Here is a 23,291-nt window from a genome sequence, read left to right on the forward strand (position 1 = left end):
AGGGAGAGGACGGACGATGAGCGAGATCCTGTGCCGCGGTCTGGTGCGCATCTTCGCCACCGACGGCGTGGAGGTGCAGGCCCTCCAGGGCCTGGACCTGGTGGTCGAGGCCGGCGACCTGGTGGCCGTGGTCGGCGCCTCCGGGTCCGGGAAGTCCACGCTGCTGGGCATCCTGTCCGGTCTGGACACGCCGACCGGGGGCTCCGCCGTCGTGGCGGGCACCGACCTGCTGACGATGGGGCGTCGTGACCGGGTCACCTACCAGCGCCGGACGGTCGGCTTCGTCTGGCAGCAGACCTCCCGCAACCTGCTGCCGTACCTGACCGCGGCCGAGAACGTCCGCCTCGTGCTCGACCTCGGTGGCGGCTCCCGGTCGGAGCGGGCCGAGCGCACGGCCGAGCTCCTCGACCTGCTGCAGGTGGCCGACGTCGCCGACCGGTACCCGGCGGAGATGTCCGGCGGGCAGCAGCAGCGGGTGGCGATCGCGGTGGCCGTGGCCAACCGGCCCCGGGTGCTGCTGGCCGACGAGCCGACGGGGGAGCTCGACGAGGCCACCAGCGCGGACGTGCTGGAGGCGCTCCGGGCCGTGAACGCGGCCACGGGCACCACGACCCTCATCGTCACCCACGACCCGGCGGTGTCGGAGCACGTGGCCCGCACCGTGCAGATCCGTGACGGCCGGACCTCCACGGAGGTGCTGCGCCGTACCGCGACGGACGCGGACGGCGTGCAGCGAGACGTCGCCGAGGAGTTCGCCGTGCTGGACCGCGTCGGCCGCCTGCAGCTGCCGCACGACGTGGTCGAGACGCTCGAGCTGCGCGACCGGGTCCGGCTGCGGCTCCGGGACGACCACGTGCAGGTCCGGCCGGACCGTGACCCGACGGGGGAGAGGCAGTGATGACGACGCCGGTGGTGCGGACCGAGGACGTCCGCCGTACGTTCGGCCGGGGGGCCGGTGAGGTGCACGCGCTGCGCGGGGTCTCCGTCGCCGTCGCGCCGGGCGAGCTCCTGGTGGTGCGGGGCCCGTCGGGCTCGGGCAAGACGACGCTGCTCAACGTGCTCGGCGGCCTGGACCGCCCGACGTCGGGCCGGGTGTGGCTCGACGACCGCGAACTGACCGCGATGGACGAGGACACGGTGCTCGCCCTGCGCCGGGACGAGATCGGCTACGTCTTCCAGTCGTTCGGCCTGCTCCCGGTGCTCTCGGCGGCGGAGAACGTCGAGGTCCCCCTGCGCCTGCGCCGGGTCCCGGCCGCGGACCGGACGCGACGGGTGGCCGACGCGCTGGACCGGGTCGGCCTGGCGGAGCACGCCGACCAGCGGCCCTACGAGCTCTCCGGCGGGCAGCAGCAGCGGGTGGGCATCGCCCGCGCCCTGGTGGCCGCGCCGCGGGTGCTGCTGGCGGACGAACCCACCGGTCAGCTCGACACGGCGACCGGTCGCCGGGTGATGGACGTCCTCGCGGAGCTCGTGCACGCCGAGGGCGTCGCGGCGGTGGTCACGACCCACGACCCGGAGCTGGTCCGGCGGGCCGACCGGGTCGTGGACCTGCACGACGGAGCGGTCGACGTCACCCTGTGAGGTGCGTCACATTCCGGTGCCACGGGGTGCATGGGAACGCTCCCAGATGTACGCCACGTTCCGATCAGGTCACGATCGCGCCATCAATTCCGGCAGATGGTGACCGGGGCCACGATCCAGGGGTTAGGCTCCTTGGCGCATCTTGTGCTGCGGGAGCGGATCAGCTCCCGCCCCCCTCGCTGCCGGAGCATCCCTCCGGTGGCGTGCACACCAACTCAGGAGGACACGTGACACCTCGAGGACGTTTGGCAGGCATCGGGGCCTTCACCCTGGCCTCGGCCCTGCTTCTCTCCGCCTGCGGCGGCTCCGGAAGCTCCGAGGAAGGCGACTCGACCGCATCGGGCGACGGCGAGAGCGCCGGCATCGTCTCGATCAGCAGCGGTGAGCCGCAGAACCCGCTGACCCCGGGTATGACCAACGAGGTCTACGGCGGTCTGGTCGTCAAGAACATCTACTCCGGCCTCGTCTACTACACGGCGGACGGCGCGATCGAGAACGAGGTCGCCGAGTCCATCGAGTCGGAGGACAACAAGACCTGGACGATCACCATCCAGGACGGCTGGACCTTCTCGGACGGCACGCCCGTCACGGCGAGCAGCTTCGTCGACGCGTGGAAGTACGTCGCGAACCTGGACAACGCCCAGAACCAGCAGTACTTCTTCAACGGCTTCGAGGGCTTCAGCTTCGAGGAGCCCTCCGACATCGCCGTCGAGGTCGTCGACGACCTGACCTTCACGGCCGAGCTGTCGGAGCCCGCGTCGGACTTCCCGCTGTGGGTGGGCTACTCGGCGTTCAACCCGATGCCGGAGGCCTTCTTCGAGGACCCCGAGGGCTTCGGTGAGGACCCGATCGGCAACGGCCCCTACGAGCTCGAGTCGTGGGAGAACGACAGCCTCATCACGCTCGTGCCCCGCGAGGGCTACGAGGGTCCGCGCCAGCCGGCCAACGGCGGGCTCGAGATGGTCGCGTACGTCGAGGAGGACACGGCGTACAACGACATGCTCGACGGCAACCTCGACGTGCTGCCGAACGTGCCGTCGTCGGCCTTCGCCACCTTCGAGGACGACCTCGGTGAGCGTGCCGTCAACCAGCCGGCCGCGGTGATCCAGGTCATCAACGTGCCCGAGTGGCGCGAGGAGTTCCAGGGTGAGGCCGGCGTCATGCGTCGCAAGGCCATCTCCATGGCGATCGACCGCCAGACCATCACCGAGCAGCTCTACGGCGGTGCTCGTACCCCGGCGAAGGACTTCACCTCCCCGGTCATCGACGGCTACTCCGAGGACATCCCGGGCTCCGAGATCCTCGAGTACGACCCCGAGGCCGCCAAGGAGATGTGGGACGAGGCCGAGGACATGGACCCGATCGGCGACTACACGCTGCAGATCTCGTCCAACGCCGACTCCGACCACCAGGACTGGATCGACGCGGCGTGCAACACCATCCGCGCCGACCTGGAGATCGGTTGCGAGTTCGCGCCGTACACCACGTTCGACGAGTTCCTCGACGCGCGTGACAACGAGACGGTCGAGGGCATCTTCCGCGGTGGTTGGCAGGCCGACTGGCCGTCGATGAGCAACTTCCTGGGGCCGATCTACGGCACCGGGGCCGGCTCCAACGACATGAACTACTCGAACGAGGAGTTCGACGCCAAGCTCGCCGAGGCGGCCGCCGCCGAGGACCAGGAGACCGCCGTCGAGCTGTACAAGGAGGCCCAGGAGATCCTGTTCCAGGACGTCCCGGGTATCCCGCTCTGGTACCAGAACGCGACCGGCGGCTACGCCGAGACCGTCGAGAACGTCGAGTTCGGCTGGGACAGCGACCCGATCCTGTACCAGATCACCAAGGAGTGATCCACCGCTGACACGGACGGGGCACCCGCCTCGGGTGCCTCGTCCGTCGTCTGTTTTCGAGTAGTCGACCCGATCCGGTACGGTCTGCGTCGACCACTCGTCGCGAGGGGCGGGGGTGCCCATCGGCACCCCCGCCCCACCGCTGTCCGCGTCCTCCTTCGGTCGCGGCACGATGAAAACCCGTAGCCTGGGGGGACCCCCTGGGCACACGAGGAGACAAATCGCATGCTCTGGTATCTCGGACGCAGGCTCCTACAGGTGATCCCTGTGTTCCTCGGGGCCACCCTGCTGCTCTACGCCATGGTGTTCCTGCGGCCCGGTGACCCGGTGGCCGCGCTCGGTGGTGAGCGCGGGCTTCCCGAGGCGGTGCAGGAGCAGATCCGGGCCGAGTACAACCTGGATCAGCCCTTCATCATTCAATATCTGTTGTTCCTCCGCGGTGTCGCGACGCTGGACTTCGGCGTCGACTTCCGCGGCCGCGAGATCACCGAGGTGATCGCCAACGCCTTCCCCGTCACGATCCAGCTCGCTCTGATGGCTCTGGTCATCGAGGCGGTCTTCGGCATCGGCTTCGGGCTCGTCGCCGGGATGCGCAAGGGTGGCATCTTCGACGCGACGGCGCTGGTCGTCAGCCTCGTCTTCATCGCGGTCCCGACGTTCGTCGTCGGTTTCGTCCTGCAGATCGTGGTCGGCGTCCAGCTCGGCTGGCTGCCCGTCACCGCAGGACGAGATCCCGACTTCATCAGTCTGCTGATGCCGGCGATGGTGCTGGCGGCCGTGTCCTTCGCGTACGTGCTGCGACTGACGAGGACGTCGGTGGCCGAGAACCTCTCGGCCGACTACGTGCGCACGGCGCGCGCCCGCGGTCTGCGTCGCACGCAGGTCACCGGCCGGCACGTGCTGCGCAACTCCCTCATCCCCGTCGTGACGTTCCTCGGTGCCGACATCGGCGCCCTGATGAGCGGTGCGATCATCACCGAGGGCATCTTCAACATCAACGGTGTGGGCGGGACGCTCTACGACGCGATCATCCGTGGCGAGAGCATCACCGTCGTGTCGCTGACCACCGTGCTGGTGCTGGTCTACATCGGAGCGAACCTCCTGGTCGACCTGCTCTACGCCGCCCTCGACCCGAGGATCCGTTATGCCTGAGAACCGTTACGAAGAACCGCTCGGCGCGCCGGCGGTCCCGGCCCCGCGCCCCGGGCAGGAGCACTTCACCGCACCGAGCGACGAGGGCGGCCTCGGCGCCGTCGACGCGGTCAAGACCGACGAGACGCCCACCAGCCTCTGGCGCGACGCGTGGAACCAGATGCGCCGCCGGCCGCTGTTCTGGATCGCCGGGACGGTCATCGTCGTCGTCGTCCTGGTGGCGGCGTTCCCCGGGATGTTCACGTCGATCAACCCGCGTGTGTGCGACCTGTCGAAGGCTCTGGAGGGCGCCCAGCCGGGCCACCCGTTCGGCTTCGACCGGCAGGGCTGCGACATCTACTCGCGCACGATCTACGGCGCCCGCGCCTCGGTCGTCGTCGGCGTGCTCGCCACGTCGATGGTCGTGATCCTCGGCACCACGATCGGTGCGATCGCCGGCTACTACGGCAAGTGGTTCGACACGATCCTCAGCCGCGTCACGGACATCTTCTTCGCGATCCCGCTGGTGCTCGGTGCCATCGTGATCATGTCGGTGTCCAGCAACCGCACGAGCCTCCTGGTCGCCGGGGTCCTGGCGATCTTCGGCTGGACGCAGATCGCCCGCATCACCCGCGGCACCGTGCTGTCGGTGAAGAACAACGAGTTCGTCACCGCCGCGATCTCGCTGGGCATGGGGCGCGGCCAGATCCTGCTGCGGCACGTGCTGCCGAACTCGGCCGCTCCGATCATCGTCTACGCGACCGTGGCCCTGGGCCAGTTCATCGTCGCCGAGGCGACGCTGAGCTTCCTCGGCATCGGTCTCCCGCCGGATGTGGTCTCCTGGGGTGGCGACATCAACGCCGCCCAGGGTGCGATCCGGACCGACCCGGAGATCCTGCTCTACCCGGCCGGCGGCCTGGCCGTGACGGTGCTCGGCTTCATGATGATGGGCGACGTCGTGCGCGACGCCCTCGACCCGAAGGCTCGGAAGCGATGACGACACAGTTCCCCGTGAGCAACGGCGACGCGAAGTCCGAGAACGGTCCCGCGGTCGTCGACCCCAACACGCCCCTGCTGGAGATCAGCGACCTGCAGATCTCCTTCACCACCGGGGTCGGTGAGGTGCACGCCGTGCGCGGCGCGAACCTCACCGTCTACCCCGGCCAGAACGTGGCCATCGTCGGCGAGTCCGGATCGGGCAAGTCGACCACGGCGGCCGCGATCATCGACCTGCTGCCCGGGACCGGCAAGGTCACCGGCGGGTCCATCCGCTTCGCCGGCCGTGAGCTCGTCGGTGCGCCCCGCGCCGAGAAGGAAGCGCTCCGCGGCCGCGCGATCGGCATGGTCCCGCAGGACCCGATGTCCAACCTCAACCCGGTCTGGCGCATCGGCACCCAGGTGACCGAGGCGCTGAAGGCCAACGGGTTCAAGGGATCCAAGGCCGAGCTGCGCACCCGCGTCGCGGACGTGCTGGCCGAAGCCGGTCTGCCCGACGCCGAGCGGCGGGCGCGCCAGTACCCGCACGAGTTCTCGGGCGGCATGCGCCAGCGCGCGCTCATCGGCATCGGTCTGGCCTCCCGGCCGCAGCTGCTCATCGCGGACGAGCCGACCTCGGCCCTGGACGTGACCGTGCAGCGCCAGATCCTCGACCACCTGGGCGAGATGACCCGGGACCTCGGCACCGCCCTGCTGTTCATCACGCACGACCTCGGGCTCGCCGCCGAGCGTGCCGAGCACCTCGTGGTGATGTTCAAGGGGCAGATCGTCGAGTCGGGCCCGGCCCAGCAGATCCTCGCGGACCCCCAGCACCCGTACACCAAGCGACTGGTGGCCTCGGCGCCGTCGCTGGCGTCGCGCCGCATCCAGTCGGCACACGTCCAGGGCCGGGAGTCCGAGGAGCTGCACGCCCACCACCTGGGGCAGAAGCCGCCGGCCACGAACGAGGCGGTCAAGGTCACCGACCTGACCAAGGTGTTCCAGATCCGCGGGGCGCGCCCCGGGTCGTCGACGGACTTCACCGCGGTCGACGACGTCTCGTTCACGCTGGGACGCGGCCGGACCCTCGCCCTGGTCGGGGAGTCGGGCTCGGGCAAGTCCACGGCGGCCAACATGGTGCTGGGGCTGCTGGAGCCGACGTCGGGCACCGTCGAGTTCGACGGCACCGACGTCTCCACGCTCAACCCGAAGCAGGCGTTCGAGTTCCGGCGTCGGATCCAGCCGGTCTTCCAGAACCCCTACGGGTCCCTGGACCCGATGTTCTCGATCTTCCGCTCCATCGAGGAGCCCCTCAAGCTGCACGGCGTGGGGTCCAAGAAGGGACGGGAGAAGCGGGTCCGCGAGCTGCTCGACATGGTCTCGCTGCCGCAGTCGGCCATGCGCCGGTTCCCGAACGAGCTCTCCGGCGGTCAGCGCCAGCGCATCGCGATCGCGCGTGCCCTGGCGCTCAAGCCGGAGGTGGTCGTGCTCGACGAGGCGGTCTCCGCCCTCGACGTGCTCGTGCAGGCCCAGATCCTGGACCTGCTCGACGACCTGCAGTCGGACCTCGGTCTGAGCTACCTGTTCATCACCCACGACCTCGCCGTCGTGCGGCAGATCGCCGACGACGTCGTGGTCATGCAGAACGGCAAGGTGGTTGAGCAGGCCACGACCGACGAGGTCTTCGACAACCCGCGCAAGCAGTACACACGCGACCTCCTCGACGCGATTCCCGGCGCTCACCTGGTCGGGAACGTCGCGGGCGGCTGACCAGCGCCGCACCGCACCCGCGCGACCCAGGACGCCGCGGACCCCACCGGGTCTGCGGCGTCCTGCGGTTGCCGTTCTTCCCTGATGCCGACAGTCTGAGAGTTATGCCACGCCGACCATCGACCCTCGCACCCGCTGTCTTCTATCCCGCAGGTGGACTGATCCTGGTCTTCGTCCTCCTGGGAATCTTCGCCACCGACTGGTTGGCGGACCTCATGTCGACCCTCCAGGCCATGGTCATCAACGGCTTCGGCTGGTACTACGTCCTCATCGTGGCGCTCTTCGTGGTGTTCGCGATCTACGTCGGGCTGAGCCGCTTCGGTGACATCACCCTCGGCAAGGACGACGAGACGCCCGACTTCAAGCTCCCCGTGTGGTTCGCGATGCTCTTCGCGACCGGCATGGGCATCGGCCTCGTCTACTTCGGCGTGGCGGAGCCGCTGTGGCACTACACCGATCCCAAGCCGGGCGTCACCGGTGACTCCGCCTCCCTCGCCGGTCAGGCGATGGGGCAGACCTACCTGCACTGGGGCTTCCACGCCTGGGCGATCTACGTCGTCATCGGCCTGGCCCTGGCGTACGCCATCCACCGCAAGGGCCGCCCGGTGTCCATCCGCTGGGCCCTGGAGCCCCTGCTGGGGGAGAAGCGCGTCAACGGCTGGCTCGGCAACCTCATCGACGTGCTGGCCATCTTCGGCACCGTCTTCGGTGTCGCCACGTCGCTCGGTCTCGGCGTGCTGCAGCTCTCGGCCGGCCTCGAGTACCTCGGTGTCGCCGAGTCCACCGTCGCCCTGCAGATGGGTCTGATCGTCGCCATCACGGCGACCGCGGCGCTTTCCGTGGCCTCCGGCCTGGAGCGCGGCATCAAGTGGCTGTCCAACGGCAACATGATGCTCGCCGGCGCCCTGATCGTCGTCGTGCTGCTCCTCGGCTCCTCCCTGTTCGTGATGCGCGAGTGGGTCCAGTCCCTCGGCTTCTACCTGCAGAACGTCATGCAGATGACCTTCGACACCCTGGCGTTCCAGGGGCAGGACGGACTCGCCTGGGAGTCCAGCTGGACCATCTTCTACTGGGGCTGGTGGATCTCCTGGGCGCCCTTCGTGGGGCTGTTCATCGCGCGCATCTCCCGCGGCCGGACCGTGCGTGAGTTCGTCCTCGGCACGCTCCTCGTGCCGATGCTGGTGACGACCGTCTGGTTCAGCGTGTTCGGTGGCGCCGCCCTGCGGCAGGAGATGATGGAACCGGGTTCGATGCTGGACCCGGAGACCGGGACCGTGAACTCGGACACGGCGATGTTCCAGCTGTTCGACACGTTGCCCGGCGGGGGCGCCTGGCTCGCCGTCATCGCGATGATCCTCGTCGTGGTCTTCTTCGTGACCTCGTCCGACTCGGGCTCGTTCGTCGTGGACATGCTCGCCAACGGCGGCGACCAGAACCCGCCGCTGTGGAGCCGTCTGTTCTGGGCGATCCTCGAGGGCGCCGTCGCGGCGGCCCTGCTGTACGCCGGCGGGCTCGCCACCCTGCAGACCGCCTCGATCCTCACCGCCCTACCGTTCTCGGTGGTGCTCCTCGCGATGATGGTCTCCGTGTGGAAGGCCCTGGAGACCGAGCATCGGGCGATCATGCGTGCCGAGCGTCGGCTGCGGCAGCGCGAGTTCAAGCAAGAGGTCACCGAGCACGTGACGGAGCACGTGACGGTGCACGTCAACGAGCAGCTCTCGGAGATGACCGGGCAGACCCCCGTCGTGGAGAACCCGGAGCGTGAGGGTGCCGGGACCCCCGTGACCGCACGTCGTCGCGGTCCGAAGGCCTGGCGCCGCCGCACGGCGGCGCCGGGCCCCGAGGGCTCCGGACCGGGCCCCGAGGGCTCCGGTCCGGGCGCGACGGACACCTCCGGGTAGGATGGTGCGGCCCCGGGATCCCGGGGCCGCCCCCTCCACGGAAAGAGAACCCTTGATGTCTGTGCGCTCCGACCTGCGCAACGTGGCGATCGTCGCTCACGTCGACCACGGCAAGACCACCCTGGTCGACGCCATGCTGCGTCAGGCGGGTGCCTTCGCCGCGCACCAGCAGGTGGACGACCGGGTCATGGACTCCGGTGACCTGGAACGTGAGAAGGGCATCACGATCCTCGCCAAGAACACGGCGATCCGGTACGCCGGACCGTCGGCGGCGGAGGCCGGGGAGTCCGACGGCGTCACGATCAACGTCATCGACACCCCCGGCCACGCCGACTTCGGCGGCGAGGTCGAGCGGGGTCTGTCCATGGTCGACGGCGTCGTGCTGCTCGTGGACGCCTCCGAGGGTCCGCTGCCGCAGACCCGGTTCGTGCTGCGCAAGGCGCTGGCCGCCAAGCTGCCGGTGATCGTCGTCGTCAACAAGGTCGACCGCCCGGACTCGCGCATCACGGAGGTCGTCGCCGAGACGACCGACCTGCTGCTCGGGCTGGCGAGCGACCTGGCCGACGAGGTCCCCGACCTCGACGTGGACGCCGTCCTCGACGTGCCGGTGGTCTACGCCTCGGCCAAGGCGGGGCGTGCCTCCACCGAGCAGCCCGCCGACGGCGAGCTGCCCGCGAACGAGGACCTCGAGCCGATGTTCTCCACGATCCTGCGGACCGTCCCGGCGCCGACGTACGACGAGACGATGCCGCTGCAGGCGCACGTGACGAACCTTGACGCCTCGCCGTTCCTCGGCCGTCTGGCCCTGCTGCGGGTCCACAACGGCACGCTGCGCAAGGGCCAGACGGTCGCCTGGGCGCGTCAGGACGGCACGCTGAGCCAGGTGCGGATCACCGAGCTGCTCGAGACGAAGGCGCTGGACCGCGTCCCTGCCGAGTCCGCCGGCCCGGGTGACATCGTCGCGGTGGCGGGGATCGCCGACATCATGATCGGCGAGACGCTCACGGACGCCGACGACCCGCGTCCGCTGCCGCGCATCACGGTCGACGACCCGGCGATCTCGATGACCGTCGGCATCAACACCTCCCCGCTGGCCGGCAAGGGCGGCAAGGGGCACAAGGTCACCGCCCGGCAGGTCAAGGACCGCCTGGACGCCGAGCTCATCGGCAACGTCTCGCTGCGGGTCCTGCCCACCGACCGGCCGGACGCCTGGGAGGTGCAGGGACGCGGCGAGCTCGCCCTGGCGATCCTCGTCGAGCAGATGCGCCGCGAAGGGTTCGAGCTGACCGTCGGCAAGCCGCAGGTCGTCACCAAGCAGATCGACGGCAAGACCTGCGAGCCGATGGAGCGCATGACGATCGACGTGCCCGAGGAGTACCTCGGCGCCGTCACGCAGCTCATGGCGGCGCGCAAGGGCCGCATGGAGACGATGGCGAACCACGGCACCGGCTGGGTCCGGATGGAGTTCGTCGTGCCGGCCCGCGGCCTCATCGGGTTCCGCACCCGGTTCCTCACCGAGACGCGCGGCACCGGCATCGCCTCCTCGTACGCCGAGGGCTACGAGCCGTGGCACGGAACCATCGAGTCCCGCCTGACGGGGTCCCTGGTGGCCGACCGTGCCGGTGCCGTGACGCCGTTCGCCATGATCAACCTGCAGGAGCGCGGCACGTTCTTCGTGGACCCCACCCAGGAGGTCTACGAGGGCATGATCGTGGGCGAGAACTCCCGCAACGAGGACATGGACGTCAACATCACCAAGGAGAAGAAGCTGACGAACATGCGGTCCTCGACCGCCGACAGCTTCGAGAACCTGGTGCCGCCGAAGAAGCTGACGCTCGAGGAGTCGCTGGAGTTCGCGGCCGAGGACGAGTGCGTCGAGATCACGCCCGAGATCGTCCGTATCCGCAAGGTCAACCTCAACGCCACGGAGCGCGCCCGGGCCGCCGCACGGGCCAAGCGTTCCTGAGTCCGGTCGTGCGTCCGGGGGAGACCACGTCGCCGGGGACCCGGTCGGCTGATCCGTCGGTCGGGCCCCTGCTGGCGGTGCACGCGCACCCCGACGACGAGACGCTGGCGACCGGTGCGCTGCTGGCGACCTGGGCGGCCGCGGGAGCGCCGGTGACCGTGGTGACGTGCACGCGCGGCGAGCGGGGCGAGGTCATCGACACGCCCACCCATCCCACCGGGGTGGCGCACCTGGAGGGTGACGGCCCGGCCCTGGCCGCCCACCGGGAGCAGGAGCTCGCGGCCGCGCTCGACGCGCTCGGCGTGACGGACGGGCTGTTCCTCGACACCGTCGGCGGACCCGGGCGCCTGGAGGACTCGGGGATGGCCTGGGTCGCCCCGGGCATCGCCGGTCCGGCACCGGACTCCGGTCCGACGGCGTTCACCCGCGTGCCGCGCGACGCGGCCGCGGGCCGCCTGGCCGCCGTGCTGCGCGACCGCCGTCCCGCCGTCGTCGTCACGTACGAGGCCGGCGGCGGCTACGGGCACCCCGACCACGTGCGCACCTACGAGACCACCGTGCGGGCGCTCGACCTCGCGGCGGACCCCGGCGCCGACGTCGACGGCGAACCCTGGCGTGTCCCCGAGCGCTGGGAGGTCGTGGTCCCGGCCGACCGCTGGCACGCCGCGCGTACCGAGGTCGCGGCGTCCGCGCGGCACCGCGCACTCGCCACGGAGGCGGGGCTGACCCTGCCCGCACCGGACGTGGACCCCCCGCCGGTCGCCGTCCCCGACCCCGAGCTGGCGGCCGACGAGGTCGTCACCGTCGCGGTGGAGCCGGTGCTCGACCGGGTGCTCGCCGCCCTACGGGCCCACGCCACCCAGGTGCAGCACGCCGGGGCCACCGACCTGCCGGGGGTGTGCGCGCACTACGCGCTGAGCAACGGCGAGCTCGCCCCGGTTCTCGTCGACGCGACCGTCCGGGTGCGCCGGTAGGGTCTGTCCGGTGATCTCGCCCCCGCCCCACCACGTGCAGCGCGCGCCCCGCGCGGGCAGCCCCCTGCTGGTCGTCTGGCGGCTGCTGCTCGGGCTCCTGCTCGGCGCCGTCGTCGGGCTCATCGGTACGGTCGGTCACCGGATGCTCTGGGGCGACCTGCCCGTCGGGCCCGCGCTGGCCCTGGCGCTGACGTTGTCCGCGGCGGTGCTCTGCCGCGCGTGGTCCGGTGTCGGCACGTTGCTGGCGTGCGGGGCCGGGTGGCTCGTGACCGTCCAGGTCCTGGCCGCCGAGGGGCCGGGCGGTGACGTGCTCGTGCCGGCCGACGCGATCGGGTACGTCTGGACCTACGGTGGCCTGGTGCTCTTCGCCGTGGCGGCGTTCCTGCCCCGGCGATGGTTCGTGGACGACCCCGACGCGGGGTGACCTGCGCCGAGTAGGATGCCTACTCGCGTGGCGTCCGCCACGCCCAGGACGTCCCGGGGGTCGTGGGACCCCCACGAGAGACCAGCACGGAGCGTGTCGATGGGCCAGCCGACCGACGGTGACGACCGGGTTCCCGAGCAGCGGGACCCAGGGCGGTCGCCCGCCGACGCCCCCGACGAGGACGTCCCGTACCAGCCCCCGGTGCGTGCGTGGGAGGAGCCCGCGACGTCGCCGTCCGACGCCGCGCCGGCGGAGCCCACCGGCTCCGACGAGCCGGTGGACGCGGCGGACGAACCGGACGCGACCCGAGCCGCACCCGACCAGCCGCAGCCGGAGCAGCCGCAGCCGGACGAGTCGCAGCCGGACCAGCCGGGGACGCCGGGTCCCGCCGACGCGGCTCCGGAGCCCTCCGGGTCCTCGTCGCCCGCGGCGGCCACCCCGCCGTCCGGCGCCTCGTCGCCGGAGCCCGAGGAGTCCGAGGTCCCCTACGAGCCGTCCGTGCGCGCCTGGGAGCGTCCTCGTCAGGTCGGGACCGTCCGCGTGCCCGGCGGAGCGCCCGCCGCCCCCACCGAGGCCATCCCCGCCGTGTCGTCGACGCCGGCCGGCAGCTCCACGAGCCCGTCCTCGGCGGACGGGGCCACCGGCTCGCGGTCCGGCGGCATCGGCGCGACCCTCGGCGGCCTGCTCGGCGACGGCGCACCCAGCCGCACCCCGAAGGTGCTGCTCGGTGTGCTGACCGGGCTCGTCGTCCTCGCCGGCCTGTACGTCGGCGCGCAGTGGATGGTCGCGGACACCGTGCCGAAGGGCACGACGGTCGCCGGCGTCGACGTCGGCGGTCTGACCGCGCCGGAGGCGGCCACGGCGCTGGACGAGGGCCTCGGACCGCGTGCGGCCGAGCCGCTGACCGTGCGTGCCGGCGACGCCACGAGCACGATCGACCCGGCCGAGTCGGGACTGCGGCTCGACTCCGCGGGGTCGGTGGAGGACCTCACCGGGTTCACGCTGGACCCCTCCCGGTTGCTGGAGCACCTCGTCGGCGGCGACGAGGTGGCGCCGGCCGTGACGGTCGACCGCGGTGCCCTGACGGCGACGGTGAACGGTGTCGCCGAGTCGCTGGCGACCGAGCCGGTCGACGGCAGCGTCCGGTTCACCGACGGCGAGGCGGTGGCCACCGAGGCCGTCGCCGGGACGCAGGTCGTCGTCGCCTCCGCCGACGACGCGATCGTCGACGCCTGGCTGGTCTCGGAGGGTCCGGTCGACCTGCCGACCGAGTCGGTGGACCCCGCGATCGACCAGGCGGACACCGACGCCGCCCTCGTCGAGGCCCGGGAGATCGTGTCGGGTCCGGTCACGGTCCAGGTGGACGCCCAGAACCCGGAGCTCCCCGCCCGGGTGCTGGCCCGCTCCACGTCCTTCGCCGCGCAGGACGGCGAGCTCGTCGCGCGGTTCGACGGTGATCGGCTCACGTCCGCCATCGTCGAGCGGACCAACGACCTGCTGCGCGAACCGAACGACGCCCACTTCGAGTTCTCCGACGGCAGGCCGGTGATCGTCGGCGGGGAGACGGGCACGACCCTCGACCCGCAGCAGGTCGCCGAGGCCGTCGGCGGCGCGGCGCGCGCCGCGGAGCGCTCCACGCAGGTGGAGCTCGTCGAGTCGGACCCCGAGGACTCGCGGGCCTCGCTCGAGGAGCTCGGCGTCCAGGAGGTCGTCTCCGAGTTCTCGACCCCGCTGACCGCCGAGCCGATCCGCACCAAGAACCTGGTGCGCGGTGCCGAGCTGGTCAACGGCACCCTGGTCCGACCGGACGAGACCTTCTCGCTCGTCGACACGCTCTCGCCGATCGAGGAGTCCAACGGCTACTTCGCGGCCGGTGTGGTGAGCAACGGCGTGCACGTCGACGCCGTCGGCGGCGGTCTCTCCCAGATGGCCACCACCACCTACAACGCCGGTTTCTTCGCCGGGTTCGACGACGTCGAGCACCGTCAGCACAGCTACTGGTTCAGCCGGTACCCGGCCGGACGCGAGGCGACGATCTACGTCGGCGCCATCGACATGAAGTTCCGCAACGACACCCCGTACGGCGCACTGCTGCAGAGCTACGTCTCGGGCGGACGCCTGCACGTGAAGGTCTGGTCGACGAAGTACTACGACGTCGAGGCCTCCGACTCCGGCAAGCAGGACGTGGTGCCGGTCTCCACGGTGAACAAGTCCGGCGACCCCGACTGCGAGCCGTACTCCGGGGGCGAGGCGGGGTTCGCCATCACCGTGTACCGCAAGGTGTACCACGACGGTGACCTCGTCAAGGACGAGTCCGACTTCTGGCGCTACAAGCCCGACGACGCCGTGAGCTGCGAACCGGAGAAGGACTCCGAGAAGAAGGACGGGGGCGACTGATGCTCGGACGCGTCTCCCGCGAGTCGTCGGCGCACGCCGCGGCGGCCGCCCACGAGGCCGGCTGGTCCGGTGTCGCGCCGGGCTCGACGGTGGTGTCGGCCGTGCGTGACGAGTCGACCGAGCTGCTGGACCTCGGGACCATCGCGCAGGCGCTGGCGACCGTGGCGGGCATCGACGACCTGGCGGCCGTCGTCCACCTCGGGCACCCGGAGCAGCCGTCGCCCGCCTTGGAGCAGGCGCTGCTCGCCGGTGACCCACGGCTGATCCTCACCGCTGCCACCACCGTGCGGACGCGGTGGACCTGGGTCGCGCCGCCGGGCGTCGTCGGTGGGCAGGTCGTCGTCGACGAGGCCGGTATGCGGGACTGCGCCGACGTGCTGCGCACCATGGGTGTCAGCCCGCGGCTGGTGCCGACGGCGACGCCCGTCGCGGAACGGGCGGCGCTGGCGGGGGAGCAGGGGTCGCTGGTCGTGGAGCGCCCCCGGGTCCCGGCCGGCTGGACCGAGGTGCCCGGCAGCGAGCACCTGAACGAGCTGGCGCCGGTCTGGTACGGGCTGCTCGAGGCGCGGGCCGCGTGGCCGCGGTTCACCGCACCGGCCCAGGTCTGGCTCGCGTTCGGCCCGAGCGACGACCACCGCGGGTCGCTGCGCCAGACGCTGGGGGTGCTCGTCGACGCCGGCGTCGACCTGCAGCACCTGCGCAGCCATCCCTCGACCTACGGCCCGCACGTGTTCTTCACGTCGTTCGGGTGCCCGGACGTCGCCGTGCTCGACGGCCTCGTCGCGGAGCTGGACGCCCGGTCGGTCGCGCACCGCACGCTCGCGGTCCTGCCGGGCGACCGCTTCGCGCCCGGACCCGAGGGACTGACCCCGCGATGGGTCGGCGCGTGAGGGTCGCCTACCTGGGCCCGGAGGGGACCTTCACCCACCAGGCGGCCCGGCTCTGGACCGACCGTGCGGCCACGGGTGCCGAGGTCGTGCCCTGCGCGGACGTCCAGGGCGTGCACGACACGGTCGCCGCCGGGTCCGCCGCGGTCGGCGTGGTGGCGATCGAGAGCTCGGTCGAGGGCTACGTGGTGCCGTCCCTGGACGTTCTGCTCGCCAGCGCGGACGTCGTCGCCGTCGACGAGGTCGTCCTGGACATCACCTTCGACGCCTTCGTGCGCCCCGGCCACGGCGAGCTCGTCGAGGCGACCGCCCACCCGCACGGGCTCGCGCAGTGCCGCCGGTTCGTCGAGGCGCGCGGTCTGACACCCGTCCCGGCGCCGTCCAACGCGGCCGCGTGCCGGGACGTGGGCGACCACCAGGTCGCCCTCGGGCCGCCCGTGGCCGGGGAGCTGTACGGCCTGGAGACGCTCGCGCGGTCCGTGGCCGACTTCGCCGGTGCGCGCACCCGGTTCCTCGTCCTGGACCGGCGCGACCGGGCCCGGGACCGCCTCGCCGAGGACTCCGGACGGGCCACCACCTGGCGCACCATGCTGGCCGTCACGCCGACGATCACGGGGCCCGGTGTGCTCGCCCGCGTCACGGACGCGTTCGCCGTGCGCGACGTCAACATGTCGAGCCTCGTCACCCGCCCGCTCAAGGCGCGCGAGGGCCAGTACGTCTTCGTGGTGACCCTGGACGCCGCTCCGTGGGAGCCCGCCGTGCGGGACCTCTTCGGCGACCTGCTGGCCGCCGGGGACGCGCTGAAGGTGCTGGGTGCCTACCCGGCCTCGCCGGGAGAGGGCGGGCTCGACGGCGCGCTCGCGGACGAGGCGCCCACCGGGTCGGTGCGTGCGGGCGACCCGGAGGCCGTCCTGGCCGAGGGGCTGCTGTGGTGACCGGTGACGCCGCCCCGTCCGGGCGTGTCGCGGTCGTCGGCCTGGGGTTGATCGGGGGGTCGCTGGCCCGGCTGCTGGTCGCGCGCGGAGCCGAGGTGGTGGCCACCGACGCCTCCCCGTCCGTCCGCGGGGCGGCGCGTCGGGCAGGGATCGCCGTGACGGACGACGTGGCCGGCTGCGTGACGGGGGCCGACCTCGTCGTGCTGGCGGTGCCGCTGCGCGCCATGGCGTCGGTGGCGGAGCAGGTGGCCGTCCACGCGTCGCCGACCGCCACGATCACCGACGTCGGCAGCGTCAAGACCCCGGTCCGCGCGGCGATGGCCGACGCCGGGCTCGCGGGCCGCTACGTGGGCGCCCACCCGATGGCGGGGACCGAGCACAGCGGGTTCGGGGCGTCCGACGCCGGGCTGCTCGACGGGGTCGTGTGGGCGGTGACCGTCGACGACGCCGTCGCGGCCGACACGGAGCGTGTGGCCGAGGTCCTGACCTGGGTGACCGGGCCGTGCGCCGGCCGCGTGGTCGTCCTCACCGACGACGTCCACGACGAGGCCGCGGCGCTGGTCAGTCACGTGCCCCACGTGGTCGCCACCCAGCTGCTCAACGCGGTGGCCGGTGCGCCGGTGGGTCCGGTGGCCCGACTGCTGGCGGCGGGCAGCTTCCGCGACGGCACCCGGGTGGCGCTCACCGACCCGGCCCGGACCGAGGCGATGGTGACCGAGAACGCGACCTGGGTGGCACCCGCGCTGCGCAAGGTGGTGCGCGACCTGGAGCTGGTCGTCCACCGGCTCGAGTCGAACGCCTCCGTGCACGACTACTTCCACGCGGCGGACTCCCTGCGCGCGGAACGCCGGGACGCGGCGGGGAAGGGTGCCGACGCGCCGGGCGAGCCCGTCGCCGTGCCGCGGACCGCCGGGTGGCCGGCGGCGCTGGTCGAGCGCTGCACCGCGGGAGCGGTCGTCGTGGGTCTGGACGACGACACCGTCCGGCTGACGGCGCCGCGGCACGCCTGACGGGGCACGCCCCGTCCAGCCGCGAGTCAGGACGGTCTCTCGCGAGTCAGGTCGCCCGGCCGCGAGTCAGGGCGCCGGGCCGCGAGTCAGGTCGCCCGGCCGCGAGTCAGCCCTGGCTGCGAGGACGCCGTTCCGGGCGTGGTGGCAGGATCCGCGTCGCCTCGATGTCCTCGGCGGCGATCCGGACCTCGACACCCGCGTCGGGGGCCGACGGCCGGGCCGGGTCGCGGCGCAACGTGATGCCCGAGGTGTCGCATCTCACCACCACGCCGATGACGTCCGTCCAGCGTTTGCCGCTGGTCAGCGCCTCGTTGGGGGAGAGCCGGCGTCGCACCACGGCGCGGGTGCCGACCGGCCAGTCTCGCCAGTCGGACGGACCGTCGGCGGCGTGCTGGTTTCTCACGTGAGCGATACTAGAGTGAGCCCCCGAACCACCGGAGCGTTGCTCCCCGATCCCCCGGAAGGGAACTGCAGTGACCTACGTGATCGCTCAGCCGTGCGTCGACCTCAAGGACAAGGCGTGCATCGAGGAGTGTCCCGTGGACTGCATCTACGAGGGGAAGCGGTCGCTCTACATCCACCCGGACGAGTGCGTGGACTGCGGTGCGTGCGAGCCGGTCTGCCCGGTCGAGGCCATCTACTACGAGGACGACGTCCCCGAGGAGTGGACCGACTACTACCGGGCCAACGTCGAGTTCTTCGACGACCTGGGCTCCCCGGGCGGCGCGGCGAAGATGGGCGTCATCGAGAAGGACGACCCGATGATCGCCGCCCTGCCCCCGCAGGGCTGACCCCGGACGCCGGATGGGTTTCGCCGACCTGCGTGACCTGCCCTATCCCTGGGACACCCTGGGCGACGTCCGTTCGACGGCGGCTGCTCACCCCGGCGGGATGGTCGACCTGTCCGTCGGCACCCCCGTGGACCCCACGCCCCAGGTCGTCCAGGACGCCCTGAGAACGGCGGCGGACGCCCCCGGCTACCCGACCACCCACGGCACCCCGGCGCTGCGCGAGACGGTCGTCGACTGGTTCGCGCGGCGCCGGGGCGTGCCCGGGCTGGACCCCGCCGGCGTGCTGCCGACGGTCGGCTCCAAGGAGCTGGTAGGTCTGCTCCCGTCTCTGCTGCGCCTCGGCCCGGGTGACGTCGTCGTCCACCCCGCGGTCGCCTATCCCACCTACGACGTCGGCGCGCGGCTCGCGGGGGCGACGGCGCTGCCGAGCGACGACGTCGCCACGTGGGCCGGGCGCGCCGACGTGCGTCTGGTGTGGGTCAACTCCCCGTCCAACCCCACCGGCGCCGTGGCCGACGTCGAGCACCTGCGCGCCGTGGTCGCGGCGGCCCGCGAGATCGGCGCGGTCGTGGTGTCCGACGAGTGCTACGCCGAGCTGGCGTGGGACGCGCCGTGGGCGGGCGCCGACGGCGTCAGCACGGTGCCCAGCCTGCTCGACCCCCGGGTGACCGACGGCTCGCTCGACGGCCTGCTCGTCGCCTACTCCGCGTCGAAGCAGTCGAACATCGCGGGGTACCGCGCGGCGTTCGTGGCCGGGGACTCCCGCCTCGTCGCGGACCTGGTCGCCACCCGCAAGCACCTGGGCATGATCATGCCCGCACCCGTGCAGGAGGCGCTGCGCGCAGCCCTGCGTGACGATGCGCACGTCGACGCGCAGCGGGAGCGGTACCGGCGTCGCCGTGCGGCCCTCCTGCCGGCGTTGCGGCAGGCCGGGTTCGTCGTCGATCACTCCGAGGCCGGCCTCTACCTGTGGGCCCGGTGGGCCGACGGCGCCGCCGACGGGACGACCTCACGCGACCTGGCGCGGTGGTTCGCGACCCGTGGGATCCTGGTCGGGCCGGGAGAGTTCTACGGAGTCGCGGGCGGGTCGCACGTGAGGGTGGCCTTGACGGCTGCCGACGATGCCGTGACCGATGCTGTGGCACGGCTCACATCTTCTTGACGTGACGATTGGAACCGCATGGGATGAGGGGGGTATTTTGATCTGCAGGCCGAGGCTGCTCTGCGGTGACACCGTCCAGGCGGGCACGTCAGGTAGTCCGTGACCATGCCATGAGTTCACGTGCCGGAGCCTCCGACGACGGAGGCCGAGGGCCCGTCAGGGAAGGAAGACATGACGTCAACCCAGCAGACCGCCACGGTCGAGCTCAGCGTCGACGGCACGCGCCGAGAACTGCCCGTGGTGGCCGCGACGGAGGGTAACGACGGCATCGTCGTGTCCTCCCTGCTCAAGGACACCGGGATGGTGACCGTCGACCCCGGTTTCACCAACACGGCCTCCTGCGAGTCCGCGATCACCTACATCGACGGCGGCCAGGGCATCCTGCGCTACCGCGGCTACCCGATCGAGCAGCTCGCCGACTCCTCGTCGTTCCTCGAGGTGTCCTACCTGCTGATCCACGGCGAGCTGCCGTCGCCCGCCCAGCTCGAGGCGTTCACCGACCGCATCAACCGCCACACCCTCGTCCCGGAGGCCTTCCGGACCTTCCTGGGGACCTTCCCGCGCGGCGGTCACCCGATGGCGATCATGGCCTCGGCCGTGAACGCGCTCGCCACGTACTACCCCGAGTCGCTCGACCCGCACGACGACGAGGCGGTCGAGCTCGCGACGGTGCTGATCCTCGCCAAGATCCGCACCATCACCTCCTACGTGCACCGCTCCATGCGGGACGAGCCGCTGCTGTACCCCGACGCCGCCCGCGGGTACGTCGACGACTTCCTGCGGATGACCTTCGCCCGGCCGTACGAGGAGTGGCAGGCCAACCCGACCCTCGTGGCGGCGATGGACAAGCTGCTCATCCTGCACGCGGACCACGAGCAGAACTGCTCGACCTCGACGGTGCGCGTCGTCGGTTCCTCGAACGCGACCCTCTACGCCTCGGTGTCGGCCGGCATCAACGCCCTGTCCGGCCCGTCGCACGGCGGTGCCAACGAGGCCGTGCTGCTCATGCTGGAGAACATCCGCTCGGGCGAGGACTCCGTGGAGACCTTCATGAAGAAGGTCAAGAACAAGGAGGACGGCGTCCGGCTGATGGGCTTCGGCCACCGGGTGTACAAGAGCTACGACCCGCGCGCCGCGATCGTCAAGAAGCACGCCGACGCCGTGCTCGACGAGCTCGGTGCCAAGGACGAGCTGCTCGACATCGCCCGGGGCCTCGAGGAGATCGCGCTCAACGACGACTACTTCGTCGAGCGCAAGCTCTACCCGAACGTCGACTTCTACACGGGCCTCATCTACAAGGCGATGGGCTTCTCGCCGGCCATGTTCACCCCGCTGTTCGCGCTGGGTCGCATGCCGGGCTGGATCGCCCAGTGGCGCGAGATGATGAAGGACCCGCAGACGAAGATCGGCCGTCCCCGGCAGATCTACACCGGTCCCACCGAGCGGCCCTACGTGCCGCTCGACCAGCGCTGAACTTCCTCAGCGAGAGAGCGGGCGGGCACCGCCCCGCACGGTCGCGTTCACGGGCGCTTCGCGTCTGACGACCGTGCGGGACGGCGCCCGCCCGCTCGTGCGTTTCCTGACATCCCGACGGGCGGCCCTCGCCCGGGCGGTCGTCAGCCGGCGGGCTGGATGACGCGGATGCGCACGACGCCGTCACGCGGGGGGTCATCGTCCGCGGTCAGGGTGGACCACGTGCCCGACTCGCGGGTCCAGACCTGGTCCGCGGCGCGGACCTCGGTGGCCCCGGTGGCGTTGGCCGTCGCCACGGCCCAGTGCGCCACCGTCCACGTCCCGCGGTCCGTGTCCCCCTCGTGCAGTCCGGCGGCATCGACGCGGACCGTGGCGCCGTCCGAGCGCACCGCGTCGGCCCCCAGGCCCAGATCCCGGTCCAGCCGCTCGGGGACGCCGACGTGCGCCGTGGCGGGATCGGCCGGTCTCAGCGTGCAGGTGACCGACCCGGGGGAGTGGCCCGTCAGCGACGACGCCCACGCCCGGGCACGGGACTCGTGCTGGGCGTACGCGGTCGGGAACGCCGAGCGCTGCACGGCCTGCGCGGCATCGGTCACCGCCATGGTCGGCCACCCCTCGACCTCGACGAGCCCGTCGTAGAAGGCTCCGGTGGAGTAGACGGGGTCCAGGATCTCGTCCGGGGTGCCCCATCCCTGCGAGGGACGCTGCTGGAACAGGCCGAGGGAGTCACGGTCCCCGTAGTCGATGTTGACCAGCTGGGACTCCTGCAGCGCGGTGGCCACCCCGATCGTGCCGGCGCGCGCGGGCAGGGACCTCTGGATCGTGGTGCCCACGATCAGCGCGGCGTTGTGCGCCTGGACGGTGCTGAGCGACCACTCCGTCCCGTCGAGACGGGCCGTGCACTCCTGCGCGCCGGGGCGGCCGTCCTTGACCCCCTGGTAGAGCAGCGTGCCGGTCACCGCGGCGGCGCCGACGGCGAGCACCGCCACGACGGCGCCGGCCCCCGGGGCCGGCCGCCGCCGCGTCGACATCAGTTCGCGTGCAGCGCGGCGTTCAGCTCGACGCCGACGCCGCTCCGCGTCAGGGCCTCCACGGCGCCGGTGCGCGAGTTGCGCCGCAGCAGCAGGCCGTCACGGCCGGAGAGGTCACGGGCCTTGACCACGCGGGGTTCGCCCTCGTCGCCCATCTCGTCCAGGACCGTGACCTTGGTGCCTGCGGTGACGTAGAGACCGGCCTCGACGACGCAGTCGTCGCCCAGCGCGATCCCCAGACCGGCGTTCGCTCCCAGCAGGCAGCGCTCGCCGAGGGAGATGACCTCCTTGCCGCCCCCGGACAGCGTCCCCATGATCGAGGCGCCGCCCCCGACGTCGGACCCGTCGCCGACGACCACGCCCGCGGAGATGCGCCCCTCCACCATCGAGGAGCCGAGCGTGCCGGCGTTGAAGTTCACGAAGCCCTCGTGCATCACCGTCGTGCCCTCGGCCAGGTGCGCGCCCAGGCGGACACGGTCGGCGTCCGCGATGCGCACGCCCGTCGGGACGACGTAGTCGACCATGCGCGGGAACTTGTCGACGCCGTAGACGGTGACCGGGCCGTCGCCGGCGGCGCGCAGCCGGAGCCGCGTGGTCTCGAAGTCGGCCACGGCGCACGGCCCGCGGGACGTCCACACCACGTTGGTGAGCTTGCCGAAGATGCCCTCGACGTTGAGCCCGTGCGGCCGGACCAGGCGCGCGGAGATCAGGTGCAGACGCAGGTAGGCGTCCGCGGTGTCGGCCGGCGGCGCGTCCAGGTCGATCTCGGTGCGCACCACCGAGACGTCCACGCGGCGGGCGTCGTCGCGCCGGGTGAGCGCGGCCAGGTCGACGGGGACGTCGACGTCGTCGGGCGCGGTGCCGAGCACGGGCGCCGGGTACCAGACGTCGAGCGTGCTGCCGTCGTCGGCGACCGTGGCGAGGCCGAGGCCCCAGGCGGTGCGGGGAGAGGTGCTGGGCGTCGTCATGGGCCCAGCCTATCCGCGTGAGGTGGCACGATGACGGGGTGACCGACACGCAGACACGACTCGAC

At 71.9% G+C, this 23,291-nt stretch carries 20 protein-coding genes; 17 read left to right on the plus strand and 3 right to left on the minus strand.

What is annotated here, in order from left to right; all coding sequences use genetic code 11:
- Positions 1-16: 16 nt before the first annotated feature.
- From Q6350_RS06890 to Q6350_RS06955, 14 genes are all read left to right on the plus strand, one after another.
- Positions 17-898: an ABC transporter ATP-binding protein gene (locus Q6350_RS06890; RefSeq protein ID WP_171247828.1), complete on the plus strand. Its 882-nt coding sequence runs from the start codon at positions 17-19 to the stop codon at positions 896-898.
- Entirely contained in the window at positions 898-1,581 is a 684-nt protein-coding gene (locus Q6350_RS06895) for an ABC transporter ATP-binding protein (RefSeq protein WP_304607210.1), read from the plus strand. Before Q6350_RS06890 ends, Q6350_RS06895 begins: the two co-directional genes overlap by 1 nt.
- Positions 1,582-1,826: 245 nt before the next feature.
- Positions 1,827-3,431: an ABC transporter substrate-binding protein gene (locus tag Q6350_RS06900; protein WP_304603455.1), complete on the plus strand. Its 1,605-nt coding sequence runs from the start codon at positions 1,827-1,829 to the stop codon at positions 3,429-3,431.
- 225 nt (positions 3,432-3,656) lie between these two features.
- Positions 3,657-4,583 (plus strand): ABC transporter permease, encoded by a 927-nt coding sequence (locus Q6350_RS06905; protein ID WP_171247825.1) that lies wholly within the window; start codon positions 3,657-3,659, stop codon positions 4,581-4,583.
- Positions 4,576-5,559 carry an ABC transporter permease gene (locus tag Q6350_RS06910; RefSeq protein ID WP_171247824.1) on the plus strand — a complete coding sequence of 328 codons (984 nt, stop codon included), beginning with the start codon at positions 4,576-4,578 and terminating at the stop codon, positions 5,557-5,559. Before Q6350_RS06905 ends, Q6350_RS06910 begins: the two co-directional genes overlap by 8 nt.
- Positions 5,556-7,307 (plus strand): ABC transporter ATP-binding protein, encoded by a 1,752-nt coding sequence (locus Q6350_RS06915; RefSeq protein WP_304603456.1) that lies wholly within the window; start codon positions 5,556-5,558, stop codon positions 7,305-7,307. Before Q6350_RS06910 ends, Q6350_RS06915 begins: the two co-directional genes overlap by 4 nt.
- 104 nt (positions 7,308-7,411) lie before the next feature.
- Positions 7,412-9,208 (plus strand): BCCT family transporter, encoded by a 1,797-nt coding sequence (locus Q6350_RS06920; protein WP_305065835.1) that lies wholly within the window; start codon positions 7,412-7,414, stop codon positions 9,206-9,208.
- Positions 9,209-9,263: 55 nt separating this feature from the next.
- Positions 9,264-11,174: a translational GTPase TypA gene (gene typA, locus Q6350_RS06925; RefSeq protein WP_304603458.1), complete on the plus strand. Its 1,911-nt coding sequence runs from the start codon at positions 9,264-9,266 to the stop codon at positions 11,172-11,174.
- A 77-nt stretch (positions 11,175-11,251) separates the two neighbouring features.
- Positions 11,252-12,148, plus strand: a complete 897-nt coding sequence (locus Q6350_RS06930) for a PIG-L family deacetylase (RefSeq protein WP_305065836.1) — start codon at positions 11,252-11,254, stop codon at positions 12,146-12,148.
- 10 nt (positions 12,149-12,158) lie between these two features.
- Positions 12,159-12,572 carry a DUF6113 family protein gene (locus tag Q6350_RS06935; RefSeq protein ID WP_304603460.1) on the plus strand — a complete coding sequence of 138 codons (414 nt, stop codon included), beginning with the start codon at positions 12,159-12,161 and terminating at the stop codon, positions 12,570-12,572.
- A gap of 99 nt (positions 12,573-12,671) precedes the next feature.
- Positions 12,672-14,969, plus strand: a complete 2,298-nt coding sequence (locus Q6350_RS06940; RefSeq protein ID WP_305065837.1) for a VanW family protein — start codon at positions 12,672-12,674, stop codon at positions 14,967-14,969.
- On the plus strand, positions 14,969-15,859 hold the full coding sequence (locus Q6350_RS06945) for a hypothetical protein (protein ID WP_305065838.1): 891 nt from the start codon (positions 14,969-14,971) through the stop codon (positions 15,857-15,859). The genes Q6350_RS06940 and Q6350_RS06945 overlap by 1 nt, the downstream gene beginning before the upstream one ends.
- On the plus strand, positions 15,856-16,791 hold the full coding sequence (locus Q6350_RS06950) for a prephenate dehydratase domain-containing protein (RefSeq protein ID WP_305065839.1): 936 nt from the start codon (positions 15,856-15,858) through the stop codon (positions 16,789-16,791). The genes Q6350_RS06945 and Q6350_RS06950 overlap by 4 nt, the downstream gene beginning before the upstream one ends.
- Positions 16,788-17,801, plus strand: coding sequence for a prephenate dehydrogenase/arogenate dehydrogenase family protein (locus Q6350_RS06955; RefSeq protein ID WP_305065840.1), 1,014 nt, complete (start codon positions 16,788-16,790; stop codon positions 17,799-17,801). Before Q6350_RS06950 ends, Q6350_RS06955 begins: the two co-directional genes overlap by 4 nt.
- A 106-nt stretch (positions 17,802-17,907) precedes the next feature.
- On the opposite strand, the gene Q6350_RS06960 is transcribed toward Q6350_RS06955, so the two are convergent.
- A complete protein-coding gene (locus Q6350_RS06960; RefSeq protein WP_305065841.1) occupies positions 17,908-18,204 on the minus strand; it encodes a DUF6725 family protein in 297 nt (98 codons plus the stop codon).
- Positions 18,205-18,274: 70 nt separating this feature from the next.
- Here Q6350_RS06960 and fdxA point away from each other — a divergent pair, with 70 nt between their 5' ends.
- The 3 genes from fdxA to Q6350_RS06975 all read left to right on the plus strand — a co-directional run bounded on the left by fdxA (position 18,275) and on the right by Q6350_RS06975 (position 21,227).
- The gene (gene fdxA, locus Q6350_RS06965; RefSeq protein WP_171247815.1) at positions 18,275-18,592 is read left to right on the plus strand and encodes a ferredoxin; all 318 of its coding nucleotides are present in this window, start codon (positions 18,275-18,277) and stop codon (positions 18,590-18,592) included.
- Between the two features lie 13 nt (positions 18,593-18,605).
- Positions 18,606-19,754 (plus strand): succinyldiaminopimelate transaminase, encoded by a 1,149-nt coding sequence (gene dapC / locus Q6350_RS06970; protein WP_304603466.1) that lies wholly within the window; start codon positions 18,606-18,608, stop codon positions 19,752-19,754.
- A 171-nt stretch (positions 19,755-19,925) separates the two neighbouring features.
- Entirely contained in the window at positions 19,926-21,227 is a 1,302-nt protein-coding gene (locus Q6350_RS06975; protein WP_171247814.1) for a citrate synthase, read from the plus strand.
- Between the two features lie 143 nt (positions 21,228-21,370).
- Here Q6350_RS06975 and Q6350_RS06980 read toward each other — a convergent pair whose 3' ends face one another.
- Positions 21,371-22,258, minus strand: a complete 888-nt coding sequence (locus Q6350_RS06980; protein WP_370375373.1) for a hypothetical protein — start codon at positions 22,256-22,258, stop codon at positions 21,371-21,373.
- Positions 22,258-23,226, minus strand: coding sequence for a 2,3,4,5-tetrahydropyridine-2,6-dicarboxylate N-succinyltransferase (gene dapD / locus Q6350_RS06985; protein ID WP_171247813.1), 969 nt, complete (start codon positions 23,224-23,226; stop codon positions 22,258-22,260). The genes Q6350_RS06980 and dapD overlap by 1 nt, the downstream gene beginning before the upstream one ends.
- Positions 23,227-23,291 lie beyond the last annotated feature (65 nt).

The organism is Isoptericola sp. b515 (assembly GCF_030588125.1).
GTDB lineage: Bacteria > Actinomycetota > Actinomycetes > Actinomycetales > Cellulomonadaceae > Isoptericola > Isoptericola sediminis.

Bases quoted from the DNA above. Each gene is read 5' to 3' on its own strand.
- Q6350_RS06890 (WP_171247828.1), top strand. From the start codon at position 17: ATGAGCGAGATCCTGTGCCGCGGTCTGGTGCGCATCTTCGCCACCGAC.
- Q6350_RS06895 (WP_304607210.1), top strand. From the start codon at position 898: ATGACGACGCCGGTGGTGCGGACCGAGGACGTCCGCCGTACGTTCGGC.
- Q6350_RS06905 (WP_171247825.1), top strand. From the start codon at position 3,657: ATGCTCTGGTATCTCGGACGCAGGCTCCTACAGGTGATCCCTGTGTTC.
- Q6350_RS06910 (WP_171247824.1), top strand. From the start codon at position 4,576: ATGCCTGAGAACCGTTACGAAGAACCGCTCGGCGCGCCGGCGGTCCCG.
- Q6350_RS06915 (WP_304603456.1), top strand. From the start codon at position 5,556: ATGACGACACAGTTCCCCGTGAGCAACGGCGACGCGAAGTCCGAGAAC.
- Q6350_RS06920 (WP_305065835.1), top strand. From the start codon at position 7,412: ATGCCACGCCGACCATCGACCCTCGCACCCGCTGTCTTCTATCCCGCA.
- typA (WP_304603458.1), top strand. From the start codon at position 9,264: ATGTCTGTGCGCTCCGACCTGCGCAACGTGGCGATCGTCGCTCACGTC.
- Q6350_RS06940 (WP_305065837.1), top strand. From the start codon at position 12,672: ATGGGCCAGCCGACCGACGGTGACGACCGGGTTCCCGAGCAGCGGGAC.
- Q6350_RS06945 (WP_305065838.1), top strand. From the start codon at position 14,969: ATGCTCGGACGCGTCTCCCGCGAGTCGTCGGCGCACGCCGCGGCGGCC.
- dapC (WP_304603466.1), top strand. From the start codon at position 18,606: ATGGGTTTCGCCGACCTGCGTGACCTGCCCTATCCCTGGGACACCCTG.
- Q6350_RS06975 (WP_171247814.1), top strand. From the start codon at position 19,926: ATGACGTCAACCCAGCAGACCGCCACGGTCGAGCTCAGCGTCGACGGC.
- Q6350_RS06980 (WP_370375373.1), bottom strand. From the start codon at position 22,258: ATGTCGACGCGGCGGCGGCCGGCCCCGGGGGCCGGCGCCGTCGTGGCG.
- dapD (WP_171247813.1), bottom strand. From the start codon at position 23,226: ATGACGACGCCCAGCACCTCTCCCCGCACCGCCTGGGGCCTCGGCCTC.